The 13,021-nt window shown below is 57.0% G+C and carries 14 protein-coding genes; 10 read left to right on the top strand and 4 right to left on the bottom strand.

Annotated elements, in window-relative coordinates; all coding sequences use genetic code 11:
• The first annotated feature begins 210 nt into the window (after window positions 1–210).
• Complete coding sequence (locus IEX44_RS06450; RefSeq protein ID WP_188690641.1) at window positions 211–891, top strand: glycine zipper 2TM domain-containing protein; 681 nt, start codon at window positions 211–213, stop codon at window positions 889–891.
• 70 nt (window positions 892–961) lie between these two features.
• Here the strand turns inward: IEX44_RS06450 and grxD are convergent, their stop codons facing one another.
• Window positions 962–1,270 (bottom strand): Grx4 family monothiol glutaredoxin, encoded by a 309-nt coding sequence (grxD, locus tag IEX44_RS06445; protein ID WP_188690638.1) that lies wholly within the window; start codon window positions 1,268–1,270, stop codon window positions 962–964.
• An 85-nt stretch (window positions 1,271–1,355) separates the two neighbouring features.
• Window positions 1,356–2,165 carry a peptide chain release factor N(5)-glutamine methyltransferase gene (gene prmC / locus IEX44_RS06440; protein WP_188692427.1) on the bottom strand — a complete coding sequence of 270 codons (810 nt, stop codon included), beginning with the start codon at window positions 2,163–2,165 and terminating at the stop codon, window positions 1,356–1,358.
• 92 nt (window positions 2,166–2,257) lie between these two features.
• Here prmC and corA point away from each other — a divergent pair, with 92 nt between their 5' ends.
• From corA to IEX44_RS06400, 8 genes are all read left to right on the top strand, one after another.
• On the top strand, window positions 2,258–3,217 hold the full coding sequence (gene corA / locus IEX44_RS06435) for a magnesium/cobalt transporter CorA (protein WP_188690635.1): 960 nt from the start codon (window positions 2,258–2,260) through the stop codon (window positions 3,215–3,217).
• 116 nt (window positions 3,218–3,333) lie between these two features.
• Window positions 3,334–4,632 carry a glutamate--cysteine ligase gene (gshA, locus tag IEX44_RS06430; RefSeq protein WP_188690632.1) on the top strand — a complete coding sequence of 433 codons (1,299 nt, stop codon included), beginning with the start codon at window positions 3,334–3,336 and terminating at the stop codon, window positions 4,630–4,632.
• Between the two features lie 94 nt (window positions 4,633–4,726).
• Window positions 4,727–5,680 carry a glutathione synthase gene (gshB, locus tag IEX44_RS06425; RefSeq protein ID WP_188690630.1) on the top strand — a complete coding sequence of 318 codons (954 nt, stop codon included), beginning with the start codon at window positions 4,727–4,729 and terminating at the stop codon, window positions 5,678–5,680.
• Window positions 5,680–6,726, top strand: coding sequence for an FAD:protein FMN transferase (locus tag IEX44_RS06420; RefSeq protein ID WP_188690628.1), 1,047 nt, complete (start codon window positions 5,680–5,682; stop codon window positions 6,724–6,726). Before gshB ends, IEX44_RS06420 begins: the two co-directional genes overlap by 1 nt.
• Window positions 6,727–6,926: 200 nt before the next feature.
• Window positions 6,927–7,328 carry a PTS sugar transporter subunit IIA gene (locus tag IEX44_RS06415; protein WP_188690625.1) on the top strand — a complete coding sequence of 134 codons (402 nt, stop codon included), beginning with the start codon at window positions 6,927–6,929 and terminating at the stop codon, window positions 7,326–7,328.
• A 19-nt stretch (window positions 7,329–7,347) separates the two neighbouring features.
• Window positions 7,348–7,617 carry an HPr family phosphocarrier protein gene (locus tag IEX44_RS06410; RefSeq protein WP_188690622.1) on the top strand — a complete coding sequence of 90 codons (270 nt, stop codon included), beginning with the start codon at window positions 7,348–7,350 and terminating at the stop codon, window positions 7,615–7,617.
• 107 nt (window positions 7,618–7,724) lie between these two features.
• On the top strand, window positions 7,725–9,452 hold the full coding sequence (gene ptsP, locus IEX44_RS06405) for a phosphoenolpyruvate--protein phosphotransferase (protein ID WP_188690619.1): 1,728 nt from the start codon (window positions 7,725–7,727) through the stop codon (window positions 9,450–9,452).
• A 167-nt stretch (window positions 9,453–9,619) separates the two neighbouring features.
• Window positions 9,620–9,949 (top strand): YegP family protein, encoded by a 330-nt coding sequence (locus tag IEX44_RS06400; RefSeq protein WP_188690617.1) that lies wholly within the window; start codon window positions 9,620–9,622, stop codon window positions 9,947–9,949.
• A gap of 67 nt (window positions 9,950–10,016) precedes the next feature.
• Here the strand turns inward: IEX44_RS06400 and IEX44_RS06395 are convergent, their stop codons facing one another.
• Together IEX44_RS06395 and IEX44_RS06390 are read right to left on the bottom strand one after the other, a co-directional pair.
• On the bottom strand, window positions 10,017–11,411 hold the full coding sequence (locus IEX44_RS06395) for a phosphohexomutase domain-containing protein (protein ID WP_188690614.1): 1,395 nt from the start codon (window positions 11,409–11,411) through the stop codon (window positions 10,017–10,019).
• Complete coding sequence (locus tag IEX44_RS06390; protein WP_188690612.1) at window positions 11,408–12,847, bottom strand: mannose-1-phosphate guanylyltransferase/mannose-6-phosphate isomerase; 1,440 nt, start codon at window positions 12,845–12,847, stop codon at window positions 11,408–11,410. The genes IEX44_RS06395 and IEX44_RS06390 overlap by 4 nt, the downstream gene beginning before the upstream one ends.
• Between IEX44_RS06390 and IEX44_RS20830 the strand changes: the two genes are divergently transcribed.
• The gene (locus IEX44_RS20830; protein WP_194468903.1) at window positions 12,846–13,004 is read left to right on the top strand and encodes a hypothetical protein; all 159 of its coding nucleotides are present in this window, start codon (window positions 12,846–12,848) and stop codon (window positions 13,002–13,004) included. The two genes, IEX44_RS06390 and IEX44_RS20830, sit on opposite strands and share 2 nt — an antisense overlap.
• Window positions 13,005–13,021: the final 17 nt, after the last annotated feature.

Below are 13,021 nucleotides of genomic sequence, written 5' to 3'. Positions count from 1 at the left end.
AGTTTTGTATCTGCCGGTTTTCGTTTGTAAAGAATGCGAAAAACCCTGAACCGGACATCATGTTTATTGCTCCAAGTGTTTGTAAACAGCGTAGATTCGGGGTGTGAGCTACGCCCTGGTGCGTTTCGCGCGCCGGGCACAAAATAGACATACCGGCGCCAGGGGCGCACGGGAACAACACGCAGCCCGGTGCTGCAAGTGAGTGGGAAAATGAAAAAAGTCGTTCTGCTGATGAGTCTTGCCGGGGTTGCCGGTCTGGCACAAGCCGCAGAGTACGGTCGCGTGATCAATACCGTGCCGGTGGTGCAGCAGGTGTCGGTACCGCAACAGTCATGCTGGGATGAACAAGTCCAGGTGCAACAGCCGCATACCTATGGCGGCGCACTGCTGGGCGGTATTTTCGGCGGTTTGCTGGGCAATACCGTGGGTCATGGCAACGGCAATGTCGCCGCGACGGCGGCGGGTGCCGTGGTCGGGGCGCTGGCGGGCGACAATATCGCTAACCAGAATGCGGGTGTATCCACGCAGACTGTGCGCCGTTGTTCCACAACACAGACCCAGCAGCAGCGCACCGTCGGTTACGACGTGACTTACGAATATGCGGGTCAGCGCTACACCACGCGTATGGCCTACGATCCTGGCCGCCAGGTCCCCGTGTCGATTGGTGTGGATGGTGGGTCCCCGCCGCCGGCTCAGGCTGCACCAGCAACGACGACGACCTACGTGGATCAGCCGCAAACTGTGGTGGTGCAACAGCCGCAGGTGGTTTACCAGACTGCGCCCGACGTGGTGGCTGCGCCCTTGATTTACCCGGCGGTATCGATTAACTACGGTTACTACCGCGGTTGGGGCGGTGGCTGGGGCTGGCATGGTGGCTACTGGCACCACTAAGCATGGGCCTGCCAGGCAATAAAAAACCCCGCGTTTGCGGGGTTTTTTATTCATTGCATGCTATGGCCAATCAGCCCTGTTGCAACATTTGTTGCAACTCGCCGGAGCTGAACAGTTCACGCATGATGTCCGAACCACCGACAAACTCACCCTTGACATAGAGTTGCGGAATGGTCGGCCAGTTAGAGTATTCCTTGATGCCCTGGCGCACGTCGTTATCGGCCAGCACGTTGACGGCGACAAAATCAGCGCCACAGGACTTCAGAATGCTCACCGCCGCAGACGAAAAACCGCACTGCGGGAAGGTAGGCGTGCCTTTCATGAAGAGCACAACCTGGTTTTCGGTGACGGTCTGACGGATGGATTCCTGAATGCTCATAGGGTAACTCGCTGTATGTTGCGGCACCGCGATGATGGCAGCGCCCTTAACTGATTAATTTACTCGGGTATTTTACGCTTTCCGGTCAAGCCGGGGCAAGCCCACCACTCACCCGATCCATACCGGCGATATCCTGCCAGGTTTGGACTGCGCCAAAACCCGCCGCATCCAGAAGGTCGCGAGAAGCCAGCCCTTGATCGAAGCCGTGTTCAAACAACAGCCAGCCGCCGGGCAACAAGCGTGTACGGGCGCCATCAATGATCGTGCGGATATGGGCCAGCCCATCGGCTTCATCGGTCAGGGCTGAGCGAGGCTCAAAACGCAAGTCGCCCTTCTCCAGATGGGGATCATCCTGCTCGATATAAGGGGGGTTAGAAACAATGACCGCAAATTGCCCGTCGCCCAGCGCGGCATACCAGTCGCTTTGCAAAACACGTACCTGCGGTGCCAACCGGGCGGCATTACCACGCGCGATATCCAGCGCTGCGTCTGAAATATCCAGCGCCGTCACCACGGCGTCCGGGCGTTCATGAGCAATGGTGATGGCGATAATGCCGCTGCCTGTACCCAGGTCGACGAGGGCGCCCCCTTGCGGCAGGCGCTCGAGCGCCAGATCCACCAGTAGTTCTGTGTCCGGACGCGGGATCAGCACGCCAGGACCGACATTGAAGGTCAGGCTGTAAAACTCTTTTTCGCCCAGCAAATAGGCGACCGGCTCGCCGGCACGGCGGCGGGCGGCGAGACGGGTGAAGTGTTCGGCAAAGGCCGGCTCGGCCATTTCATCACCGTGGGTGATCAGAAATGCGCGGTTGTATCCACCCAAATGATGAAACAAGGCATGGATATCGGGGCGCTCAAGGCCGCTATCGCGGGCCAGTTCTTGATACGTAGGCATGTAGGGAGTGTAGAGCATTTAGACGGGAGCCAGCCAGGCGCACTGCGCAGGCTTCTCTTATAATGCGCGCGGTAACCTTGCAGGACGATCCCATGCTGACCGCTTATGGTTTTGTAGACAAACGGCTGCGGCCGGTGCCCGTTGAGTCGGCCGAAGACCTGATCCGCCCGGATGTGGTGTGGGTTGATTCGGTCGAGCCGAACGAGCATGAACGCGCGCTGCTTCGCGAAGTATTCCGCCTCAAGCTTGATGACGAGGAAATAGAGGACATTGAGGATTCTGCACGGTGTTTTGTCGATGAGGCGGGTATCCATCTCAATTCATTCTTCCTGCATCATCATCACGATGGTGCAGAGGTAGTTACCGTGTCGTTCTTGCTCAATGAAGGGCGCTTGCTGTCGATCCGCACTGAAGAACTGGCCGCATTTCGCCTTTTTCGCATGCGGGCCCGCATGCAGGTCGATTTTGTGCGAACGGCCGAAGACGTTCTCTTGTCTATTTACGATGTGGCCGTGGAATATGCCGCTGATGTGCTGGAGGGCGTATACGCTGATCTGGATAAAGTCAGCCGCCGTGTCCTGAACCGCAACACGGACATGACCGATTCGGCCATGGCCGATACCGTAGCCGATATCGCTGCCCAGGAAGACTTGAACGGCAAAGTGCGGCTGGACCTGATGGATACCCGCCGTTCGCTTTCTTTCTTGCTGCGTTGCCGGGTGTTACAACAAACCCAGGAAGAAGATCTGCGTGAGGTACTGCGTGATCTGGAGTCACTCAATAGCCACACGGCGTTCTTGTTCGACAAGATCAACTTCCTGATGGATGCAGTGATGGGCTTGATCAACCTGCAGCAGAACAAGATCATCAAGATCTTTTCAATTGCTGCAGTGGTGTTCCTGCCGCCCACCGTGATCGCCAGTATATACGGCATGAATTTTGGCGAGATGCCAGAACTCCAGTGGCATCTGGGCTATCCGTTTGCATTGGTGTTAATGGTGCTCTCGGGCATTGCACCTTATTGGTTCTTCAAGAGAAAAGGCTGGTTATGATCCGGTGACTGCCTGTCACCTCTTGACGTGATGAACGTGAAACATGCTCATGCGGGTTGTATTATCTGGGTGCCGCCCGCATTTTTGGCTGACGCTGTTTTTGATGAGTGTTCCCCATGACCGTTCCGCATCTCACCACCGCGCTGTCTGGCCCTTTGCTGGATCTGGAGCGCCGCATTCTCTCGGCCCAGCCGGAAATTGAACACTGGTTCCGTAATCAGTGGCAGGAATCGACGCCGCCATTTTATGGCTCGGTGGATCTGCGTAATGCTGGCTACAAGCTGGCCCCGGTGGATATGAACCTGTTTCCGGGCGGTTTCAACAACCTCAATCCAGAATTCCACCCGCTGGGCGTCCAGGCGGTGATGACGGCGCTGGAAAACATGTGTCCGGATGCACGTCGTGTGTTGTTGATTCCGGAAAATCACACCCGCAATACCTTCTACTTGCAAAACGTCGCTGCGCTGACCCGCATCATGAAAATGGCCGGTCTTGTCGTGCGCCTGGGTACGTTCAACCCGGAAATCACCGAGCCGACCACGTTTGACCTGCCGGATGGCCAGAAGCTGACGCTGGAACCGCTGGTACGCAACGGCAACCGTGTGGGTCTGACCGGGTTCGATCCGTGTGCAGTGCTGCTGAACAACGATCTTTCCGCCGGCATTCCTGACATTCTGGATGGCGTAGAGCAGATCGTCGTACCGCCTCCGCACGCTGGCTGGGCGGTACGCCGCAAGACCACGCATTTTGCCGCCTATGACAACGTTGCAGCGGATTTCGCCAAACTGATTGGCATTGATCCGTGGACCATCAACCCTTACTTTGCCCACGTCGATGGCCTGGACTTCCATGCCCGCGCTGGTGAAGAGCAACTGGCCGATGCCGTGAACAGCACGCTGGCCAAAATTCGCGTCAAGTACAAGGAACACGGCATCGATCACGAACCATTCGTGATCGTTAAAGCCAACGCCGGTACGTACGGCATGGGCATCATGAGTGTGAAGTCTGCGGATGAAGTGATTGGCCTCAATCGCAAGCAGCGCAACAAGATGTCCGTGATCAAGGAAGGCCTGGAAGTGCACGACGTGATCGTGCAAGAAGGCGTGCCGACCTTTGAAAGCATCAATGACGCCGTGGCCGAACCCGTCGTATACATGATTGATCGCTTTGTCGTCGGCGGCTTCTACCGCGTGCATACCGGTCGTGGCCCGGAAGAAAACCTGAACGCCCCTGGCATGCATTTCGAACCGCTGGCGTTTGCTTCGCCGTGTACGACGCCGGATTGCGATGGCGCACCGGATAGCGCACCCAACCGGTTCTACTCGTATGGTGTGGTTGCACGGCTGGCGTTGCTGGCCGCCTCGCACGAAATCGAAGCTACCGCGCCAGAGCCTCTGCTCTCGTTCGCAGCCTGATTGAAGATGTGACGATGAGGCGGGCGACCGCCTCATTGCGTATCTGACCGTCGCTGGTTATCACTCACTGTTCTGTTTGTCTGGAATGCCGGATATGTCTACACGCCTGCTTGTCATTGCCGATCCCGTTGCCGGTTTCAAAATCCACAAGGACTCCACCTACGCCATGCTGCGCGAAGCCAACAAGCGCGGCTGGGAATTGTGGGTCACGCTGGCCGATGACATGCGTGTACAAAACGGCACGGTACAAACCGCCGCACAACGACTGACCTTCACAACGACCCAGGAATACAAACACTGGTTTGAACTCTCGGCGCCACAACACGAAGCGCTCAAGGACTTTGATGTCGTACTGATGCGCAAAGACCCGCCGTTTGATCAACAGTATCTGTATGCCACTCACTTGCTGACGCTGGCCGAAGCACAAGGTGCCCGCGTATTCAATCCAGGCCAGACGTTGCGCGACTACAACGAAAAGCTGGCCATCCTCAAGCACCCGCAATTCACCGCGCCGACACTGGTCACGCAACGTGCCGCCGATATTCGTGCCTTCCTGGATGAACACGGTGACGTGATTCTCAAACCGCTGGATGGCATGGGTGGCATGGGTATTTTCCGCATCCGGCCTGACGACGCCAATATTGGTTCGATCATCGAAATGCTGACCGCCAACGAAACCGCCACCATCATGGCGCAGCGCTATTTGCCGGCGATCAAGGATGGCGACAAGCGCGTGCTGATCATTGACGGTACGCCCGTGGACTGGTGCCTGGCCCGTATCCCGAAAGCGGGTGAAACCCGTGGCAATCTGGCGGCAGGCGGTACCGGTGTCGCCCGCCCACTCACGGCCAAAGACCGAGAGATTGCCGAAACCCTCGGCCCGGAGCTGGCCGCCAAGGGGTTGTTCCTGGTCGGTCTGGATGTGATTGGCGAAAACGTCACTGAAATCAATGTGACCAGCCCGACGTGCTTTCAGGAGATCACCGATCAATCCGGCATCGATGTCGCTGCGCTGTTTATTGATGCGCTTGAGCGCAAACTGTCTTGATGCGTCCGGATTCGTGGCGCGCACTGCGCCTGCTGGTGTTGCTGTGTTCATGCCTGCTGGCGGCATGTAGTAAACCGCCGGTCTACCAGCAAGAAAGCTTTGTCTTTGGCACCAGTGTCCAGATCACCATTTATGGCACGCCTGAAGATCAGGCCAAAGCGGCTACCGCCAGCATTCTGGCCGATCTGGACCGTCTGCATGCGCGCCTGCATGCATGGCATCCTTCCGACATTACCCGGCTGAATCAGGCATTTGCCGCTGGCCAGAGCGCCGAAGCAGATCCAGAAATGATCAGCATCCTGCAGCAGGCTAAAGGCTATGCCGAGCGCGCTGACCAATTGTTCGATCCAGCAATTGGTGACCTGGTTGCGGCCTGGGGATTCCATAACGACACCTTTGCACCGGTGCTACCTGACCCGGACAAGATCAAGGCGCTGGTGGCCGCGCACCCCACACTGGATGACCTGCACTTTGACGGACCCAATGTATCCAGCAGCAATCCGGACGTGAACATTGACCTGGGCGGCTTCAAGGGTTTCGCGCTGGATCGTGCCGCCGCGTATCTGCGCAAGCATCACATTTACAACGCACTGATCAATATTGGCGGCAATGTGCTGGCCCTGGGCAAAAAGGGGGATACCCCCTGGAAAGTGGGCCTGCAACACCCACGCAAACCGGGCGCGATGGCGGCGATTACGCTGGCGGATGGCGAGTCCATTGGGACTTCCGGGGATTACGAACGCTACTTTGAAGTCAACGGCAAACGTTATTGCCACCTGATCGATCCGCGCACCGGCTGGCCAGCGCAAACCATGCAAGCGGCGACGGTGATTGCCCCGGCATCGCGTGAAGCCGGTGCGATTTCAGATGCGTTGACCAAGCCGGTATTCATTGGCGGGGTTGATCATGCCGTGGGCTACGCCACCCGGTTCGGCGTCAAGGATGTACTGATTGTTGCCAATGATGGCAGCGTGTACCTGACACCGTCCATGCAAGCTCGGGTAGAGTGGTTGATTAACCCGCCGCATGTTTACCGTTTGCGCTGAAAAGCCTGCGCTGCAATCGGGGGGCGCTGTAATGCCCGGGGGAATTCGGTTAAATTTGCTTATAAAGTCAAAAAAAAGAACGGCAGACCTGATTCGGTGCCTGCATCACAGGTGAACGATGGCTGACGTTTGAATGCGCCCCGGAACCGGCCGGTACAGGCAGCCAGGTTCGTTGTGGCCATGCACAAGGAATGCTCCGAATGGTTGGGATTATCATCGTCACGCACGTGTCGCTTGGGGAAGCGTTGATCTCGTGTGCCGAGCACATCATGGGTCGGCCGCTGACCAATGTTGGCCAGTTGTCAGTCAGCAAGACAGAAGACCCGGATGACGTCGTGCTCAAGGCGCACGACTTGATCGACATGCTGGATGATGGCTCAGGGATTTTGCTGCTCACCGATATTTACGGGGGCACGCCGTCCAATGTCTCTAACCGGTTGATCCAGCCGGGGCGGGTAGAGGCCGTTGCAGGGGTGAATCTGCCTATGCTGGTTCGTGCCTTGACATACTGTCAGCAGCCGCTGGAAGTGGTGGTCAGCAAGGCCATTACCGGCGGACTCGAAGGTGTTTTGTATATGTTGCCCAATACGGCGCAGGGTTGAAATCAGGGGATCTGTGGTCATGCCGGTAAAAGAGCTCGAAATCGTAAACAAGCTGGGTCTGCATGCGCGGGCATCCAGCAAGCTGACCCAACTGGCCAGTCAGTTTCAAAGTGAAGTATGGATTAGCCGTAACCAGAAGCGTGTCAACGCAAAGTCCATCATGGGCGTCATGATGTTGGCGGCGGGCAAGGGTAGCCTCGTGACCATTGAAACCAGTGGCCCGGATGACCAGATGGCGCTGGATGCACTGGAAGCGCTGATTGCCGATTACTTTGGCGAAGGCGAATAAACGTAACCATATCACTCTGCCGGCATTGGCCGGCACCGCTTCGCTGAGTTTCGTCAGCCGCGTCTGTGCCCATGGGGTTCGGAATGGGCGGTGACACAGGAGTCCGAATGAGTCTTGCCTTGCACGGGATCGGGGTTGGCGGTGGCGTAGCCATCGGGCATGCCCACCTCATATCGCATACCGACATCGAAATTGCGCACTACACCGTGCGCCCGGAAGACATTGCCGGCGAAGTGGCGCGCTATGACTCTGCGGTCAAAACAGCGCGGCAAGAGCTGGAAATGCTTTGGGGCAGCATTCCGGAAAACGCACCGACGGAGCTGGGTGCTTTTCTGAGTTTGCATATCATGCTGCTCAACGATCAGACACTGTCTGTCGAACCCAAAGAGATCATCGAAAAGCGCAAATGCAACGCAGAATGGGCGCTCAAACTGCAGCTGGATGCCTTGCTGGCCCAGTTCGATGAGATTGAAGAAGAGTATCTGCGTGAACGCCGTACCGACGTGATCCAGGTGACGGAGCGCATTTTCAAGACGCTGGCAGGCCATGATATGGCCATGCACACGCCCGCGCCGACAGACCGGGATTCCATCCTTGTCGCGCATGATCTGTCTCCGGCTGACATGGTGCTGTTCAAAGACAGCGAATACCTGGCATTCATCACGGATGTGGGCGGACCAACCAGTCACACCGCCATTCTGGCGCGGAGTCTGGATTTGCCTTCCGTGCTGGCGCTGCGCCACGCCCGCTCGCTGATCCACGAAGACGAGCTGATCATCGTCGATGGCGTCAACGGCGTGGTCATCGTGGACCCCGACGAGCGCACGCTCACTGAATACCGTGCACGGCAGGATGAATGGACGGAGCGCCAGGCGCGCCTGCAGGATATCCGCACCAGCACCCCGGTGACGCAAGACGGTGTTGAGATTGAACTCTTCGGTAACATCGAATTGCCGGAAGACACCGACCAGGTCATCGAAAACAACGCAACGGGCATTGGATTGTTCCGTTCCGAGTTTTTGTTCCTGTCAGAAGACGATCTGCCGACCGAGCAAGAGCAATACGAAGCCTACCGCGCCGTGGCCGAACAAATGAATGGCCAGCCCGTCATCATCCGTACCATTGATCTGGGTAAAGACAAGATTCCCAAATGGCAGGAAGAAACGGATGCGCCCAACCCTGCACTTGGGTTAACGGGGATCCGCCTGTGCCTGGCTGAAGCGCAACTGTTCCGTACACAATTGCGCGCGCTGCTGCGGGCCTCGGCGCACGGCAAGATCAAGTTGCTGGTCCCGATGCTTTCGCACGTCGGGGAGGTGCGCCAGACGCGGCGGCATCTGGAAGAAGTCAAGGCACAGCTGCGTGTGGAAGGCATCCCGTTTGACGAACATATCGAGTTGGGCGGGATGATCGAAGTCCCCGCTGCCGCGTTCACCGTGGAGCATTTCCTGCACCACCTGGATTTCGCCTCGATCGGAACCAATGACCTGATTCAGTACACGCTGGCGGTCGATCGCAATGATGATGCGGTTTCGCACCTTTACGATCCGGTCCACCCGGCGGTGATCCGCTTGTTGCATCATGTAATCAGCACCTGCAATCGTGTCGGTAAACCCATCTCGATGTGCGGTGAAATGGCGGGGGACCCAGCCCTGACGCGTTTGCTGCTGGGCTTGGGGTTGCGGCGTTTCTCGATGTTGCCAGCGCGTTTGCTGAAGGTAAAAGAACAGGTCCTGTCGACAGACCTTGAACGCATCAAACCGTTGATTGCGCGTTTGCTGGACGCCGATGAAATCGAGACGCTCTGGCAGGTGATGGAAGAACTGCAGGCTTGATCTGTCCTTGGTGTTGGCTCGCACATGAAAAAGCCCGGCCTGACCGGGCTTTTTCATGGCCGTTTCGCAGAAATTCTTTTGAAAATCTGCACCTTGTTGCAAATACTGCAAAAAGCCGTGCGCTGTGCGCAGCACGGCCTCAGGTCAACCGGGAACAAGGAGCGGTCATGTCGGGCAAATTCCATCTGAAAACGGCCAAGGATGGCCAGTTCATGTTTAACCTGCACGCCGTCAATGGTCAGATCATTCTGACCAGCGAGTTGTATACCGCCAAGGCGTCGGCGTTGAACGGGATTGAATCAGTGCGCAAGAATGCGCCGGATGATGCGCATTTCGAGCGTAAAGAAAGCAAGGACGGCCACCCGTACTTTGTGCTCAAGGCAGCCAATCATCAGGTGATAGGCAAGAGCGAGATGTACAACAGCAAAGCTTCGATGGAAAACGGCATCGAATCCGTCAAAAAGAACGGGCCAGATGCCACGCTGGTGGAAGACTGACGCCAATTGCGGCATGCATAAAAAAGCCCCGGATCATGCCGGGGCTTTTTTAACGATGGGCGCTTGATCAGGCAGTCCGGGCCTCGGGCATCGTGGCAAAACTGTCTAGTAGCTGCAGGATTTCCGCGGTGCGGGCCTGCATCAGTGCCGGGTTCCCACGGGACTCCACGTTCAGGCGGATCACCGGTTCCGTATTGGAAGAACGCAGATTCATGCGCCAGTCGGCAAACGCCAGACTGATGCCATCTGTTTCATCCACACTGAGGGCATCGCCCTCATAGCGACGGCGAACCTCTGCGATGGCGCCTGGTGCATCGGCCAGCTTGCGGTTGATTTCACCTGAGGATGGAAAGCGCGCAATCCGGTCGGCAACGAGCGCTGACAAAGGTTGGCCTGTATGACTGAGAAGCTGGCAGACCAGCAGCCAGGGGATCATGCCGCTATCGCAATAGGCAAAGTCGCGGAAATAATGGTGGGCGCTCATTTCGCCGCCATAAATGGCGTCTTCTTGCCGCATGCGCTCTTTGATAAAGGCGTGACCGGTTTTACTTTGGACCGGGATGCCGCCCGCTTGCTGGACTACATCGACCGTATTCCACGTCAGACGCGGATCATGAATGATGCGTGAACCCGGCTGGCGCGCCAGGAAGGCCGCCGCGAGCAAACCGACGATGTAATACCCTTCGATGAATTCACCGCTTTCGTCAAACAAAAAGCAGCGGTCAAAGTCACCGTCCCAGGCAATACCCATGTCGGCGCCGTGTTCGCGCACTGCATTGGCGGTATCCGCCCGACATTCTGGCAAGAGCGGGTTAGGGATGCCATGCGGGAACGTGCCATCCGGTTCATTATGGATTTTGATGAAGGTGACCGGCACCTTCATGCGCTGGAACACTGCCTCCAGCGCGTTGACCACATGACCAGCCGCGCCGTTCCCCGCATTGACGACCAGTTTCAGCGGTCGCAGGGCAGAGAGATCAACATACCCCAGCAGATGCTGCACATACGCATCCAGAATGCTCTGGCGTGCCAGGCCTCCGCGCTGCACAGCTGGCGCAAAGTTACGCGATTCAGCCAGGGCCTGGATTTCCCGCAATCCGGTATCTCCACTGATCGGACGCGCACCGCGTCGTACCAGCTTCATGCCGTTGTAGTCGATCGGGTTGTGACTGGCCGTTACTTCAATGCCGCCATCCACATCCAGATGAAAAGCCGCAAAGTAGACCTCTTCAGTGCCGGTCATGCCAATGTCGATGACATCGGCGCCCGCATCCATCAGCCCATTGGCCAGCGCAGTTTTCAGGCCGGCTGTGGACGTGCGCACATCGCCGCCAATGACAACCCGGCGTGCCTGCAAAAACTGCGCATAAGCGCGCCCAATGGCGTAGGCGATGTCTTCATTGAGTTCATCACCCAGCCGGCCGCGGATGTCATACGCCTTGAAGCAACGCAAAGTGCTCATTTGACGACCTCAGGTTTGTCTACGCGGCCATAGGTGTCTTCAAAGCGCACGATGTCGTCTTCACCCAGATAGGCGCCCGATTGCACTTCAATCAATTCGAGTGGAATCTTCCCCGGGTTTTTCAGTCGGTGCGTGGTGCCCAGCGGGATGTAGGTAGACTGGTTTTCAGTCAGCAAGATGTGCTGATCACCATTGTCCACAAGCGCCGTACCTTTGACGACAATCCAGTGTTCGGCGCGGTGATGGTGCATTTGCAAACTCAACTGCGAACCGGGGCTCACGATGATGCGTTTGACCTGGAAGCGATCACCATGATCAATCCCCTCGTAGGAGCCCCAAGGGCGGTAGACCTTGCGGTGCGTGACGGACTCTGAACGGCCAGAGGCATTGAGCCGCTCGACCATTTTCTTTACATCCTGCACCTTGTCTTTGTGCGCCACGAGAATGGCATCTGCGGTTTCAACAATGACGATGTTATCCACGCCAATTGCAGCAACCATGCGGTGCTCTGCGCGGATATACGAACTGCTCACCCGGTCAGTCAGGACGTCGCCGACCAGCGTATTGCCGGCCGCATCTTTGCTACCGATGTCTGCCAGTGCATCCCAGGAGCCGATGTCGCTCCAGCCAAGGTCGGCGGCTTCGATAACTGCCGCTTCGGTGGTTTTTTCCATCACAGCGTAGTCAATCGAGTCTGCAGGGCATGCCAGGAACGCGTCCTTGTTCAGTCGCGTGAAATCACCATCGCGCATGCTGCGTTCCAGCGACAGTTCGGCCTTGAGCAACATGTCCGGGTTCAAGCGGCGCAGCTCAGACAAGTAAACAGAGGCCTTGAGCATGAACATGCCGCTGTTCCAGTAATAGCGACCATCACCCAGAAAACGCTCGGCAGTCGCCAGATCCGGTTTCTCGACAAAAGATTGCACTTTATAGGCGTTGGCCGGGCCCAGTGCATCTCCACGCAAAATGTAGCCGTAGCCAGTTTGTGGTGACGTGGGCTTGATGCCAAAGGTGACCAGTTTGCCCAGACTTGCCACTTCGGCGGCTTCATCGACCAGTCGGGCAAAGATATCGTCTTTGCGAATGACATGGTCCGAAGGCATCACCAGCATCAGGCCATCGGGGTCTTTGGCGGTAACGATCAATGCTGCAATCGCGACTGCCGGTGCGGTATTGCGGCCAGCAGGCTCCAGCACGATGGTATCGGGCACGATACCAATCTTGCGCACCTGTTCCGCAACCAGGAAACGCTGTTCTTCATGCGAGATCAGAATCGGTGCCGCAGCCTGATTCAGGTTTTTGAGCCGCAATGCGGTCTGTTGCAGCAGGCTGGTCTCGCCGGTCAGCTTCAGATATTGCTTCGGGTAACCACCACGAGACATAGGCCACAAGCGCGAACCACTGCCACCACACAAAACCACGGGATAAATAGACATGATGTTGTTCCTGCTCAAGACGGATTTGGCACAACCGGGTGCCCGGCACATGATTACTATAGATGAAATATTAAATCGAATGAACAGTAATTTTGTGATGCGCCTAACTGTGCCGTGGCTGATGGAGATTGATGCGCAACGTGGAAAAATCTTGTAAAAGCAAGCAGCGGGAGG

This window comes from Silvimonas amylolytica (assembly GCF_014645555.1).
Lineage (GTDB): Bacteria > Pseudomonadota > Gammaproteobacteria > Burkholderiales > Chitinibacteraceae > Silvimonas > Silvimonas amylolytica.
This window is presented reverse-complemented; position numbering and strand designations above follow the sequence as displayed.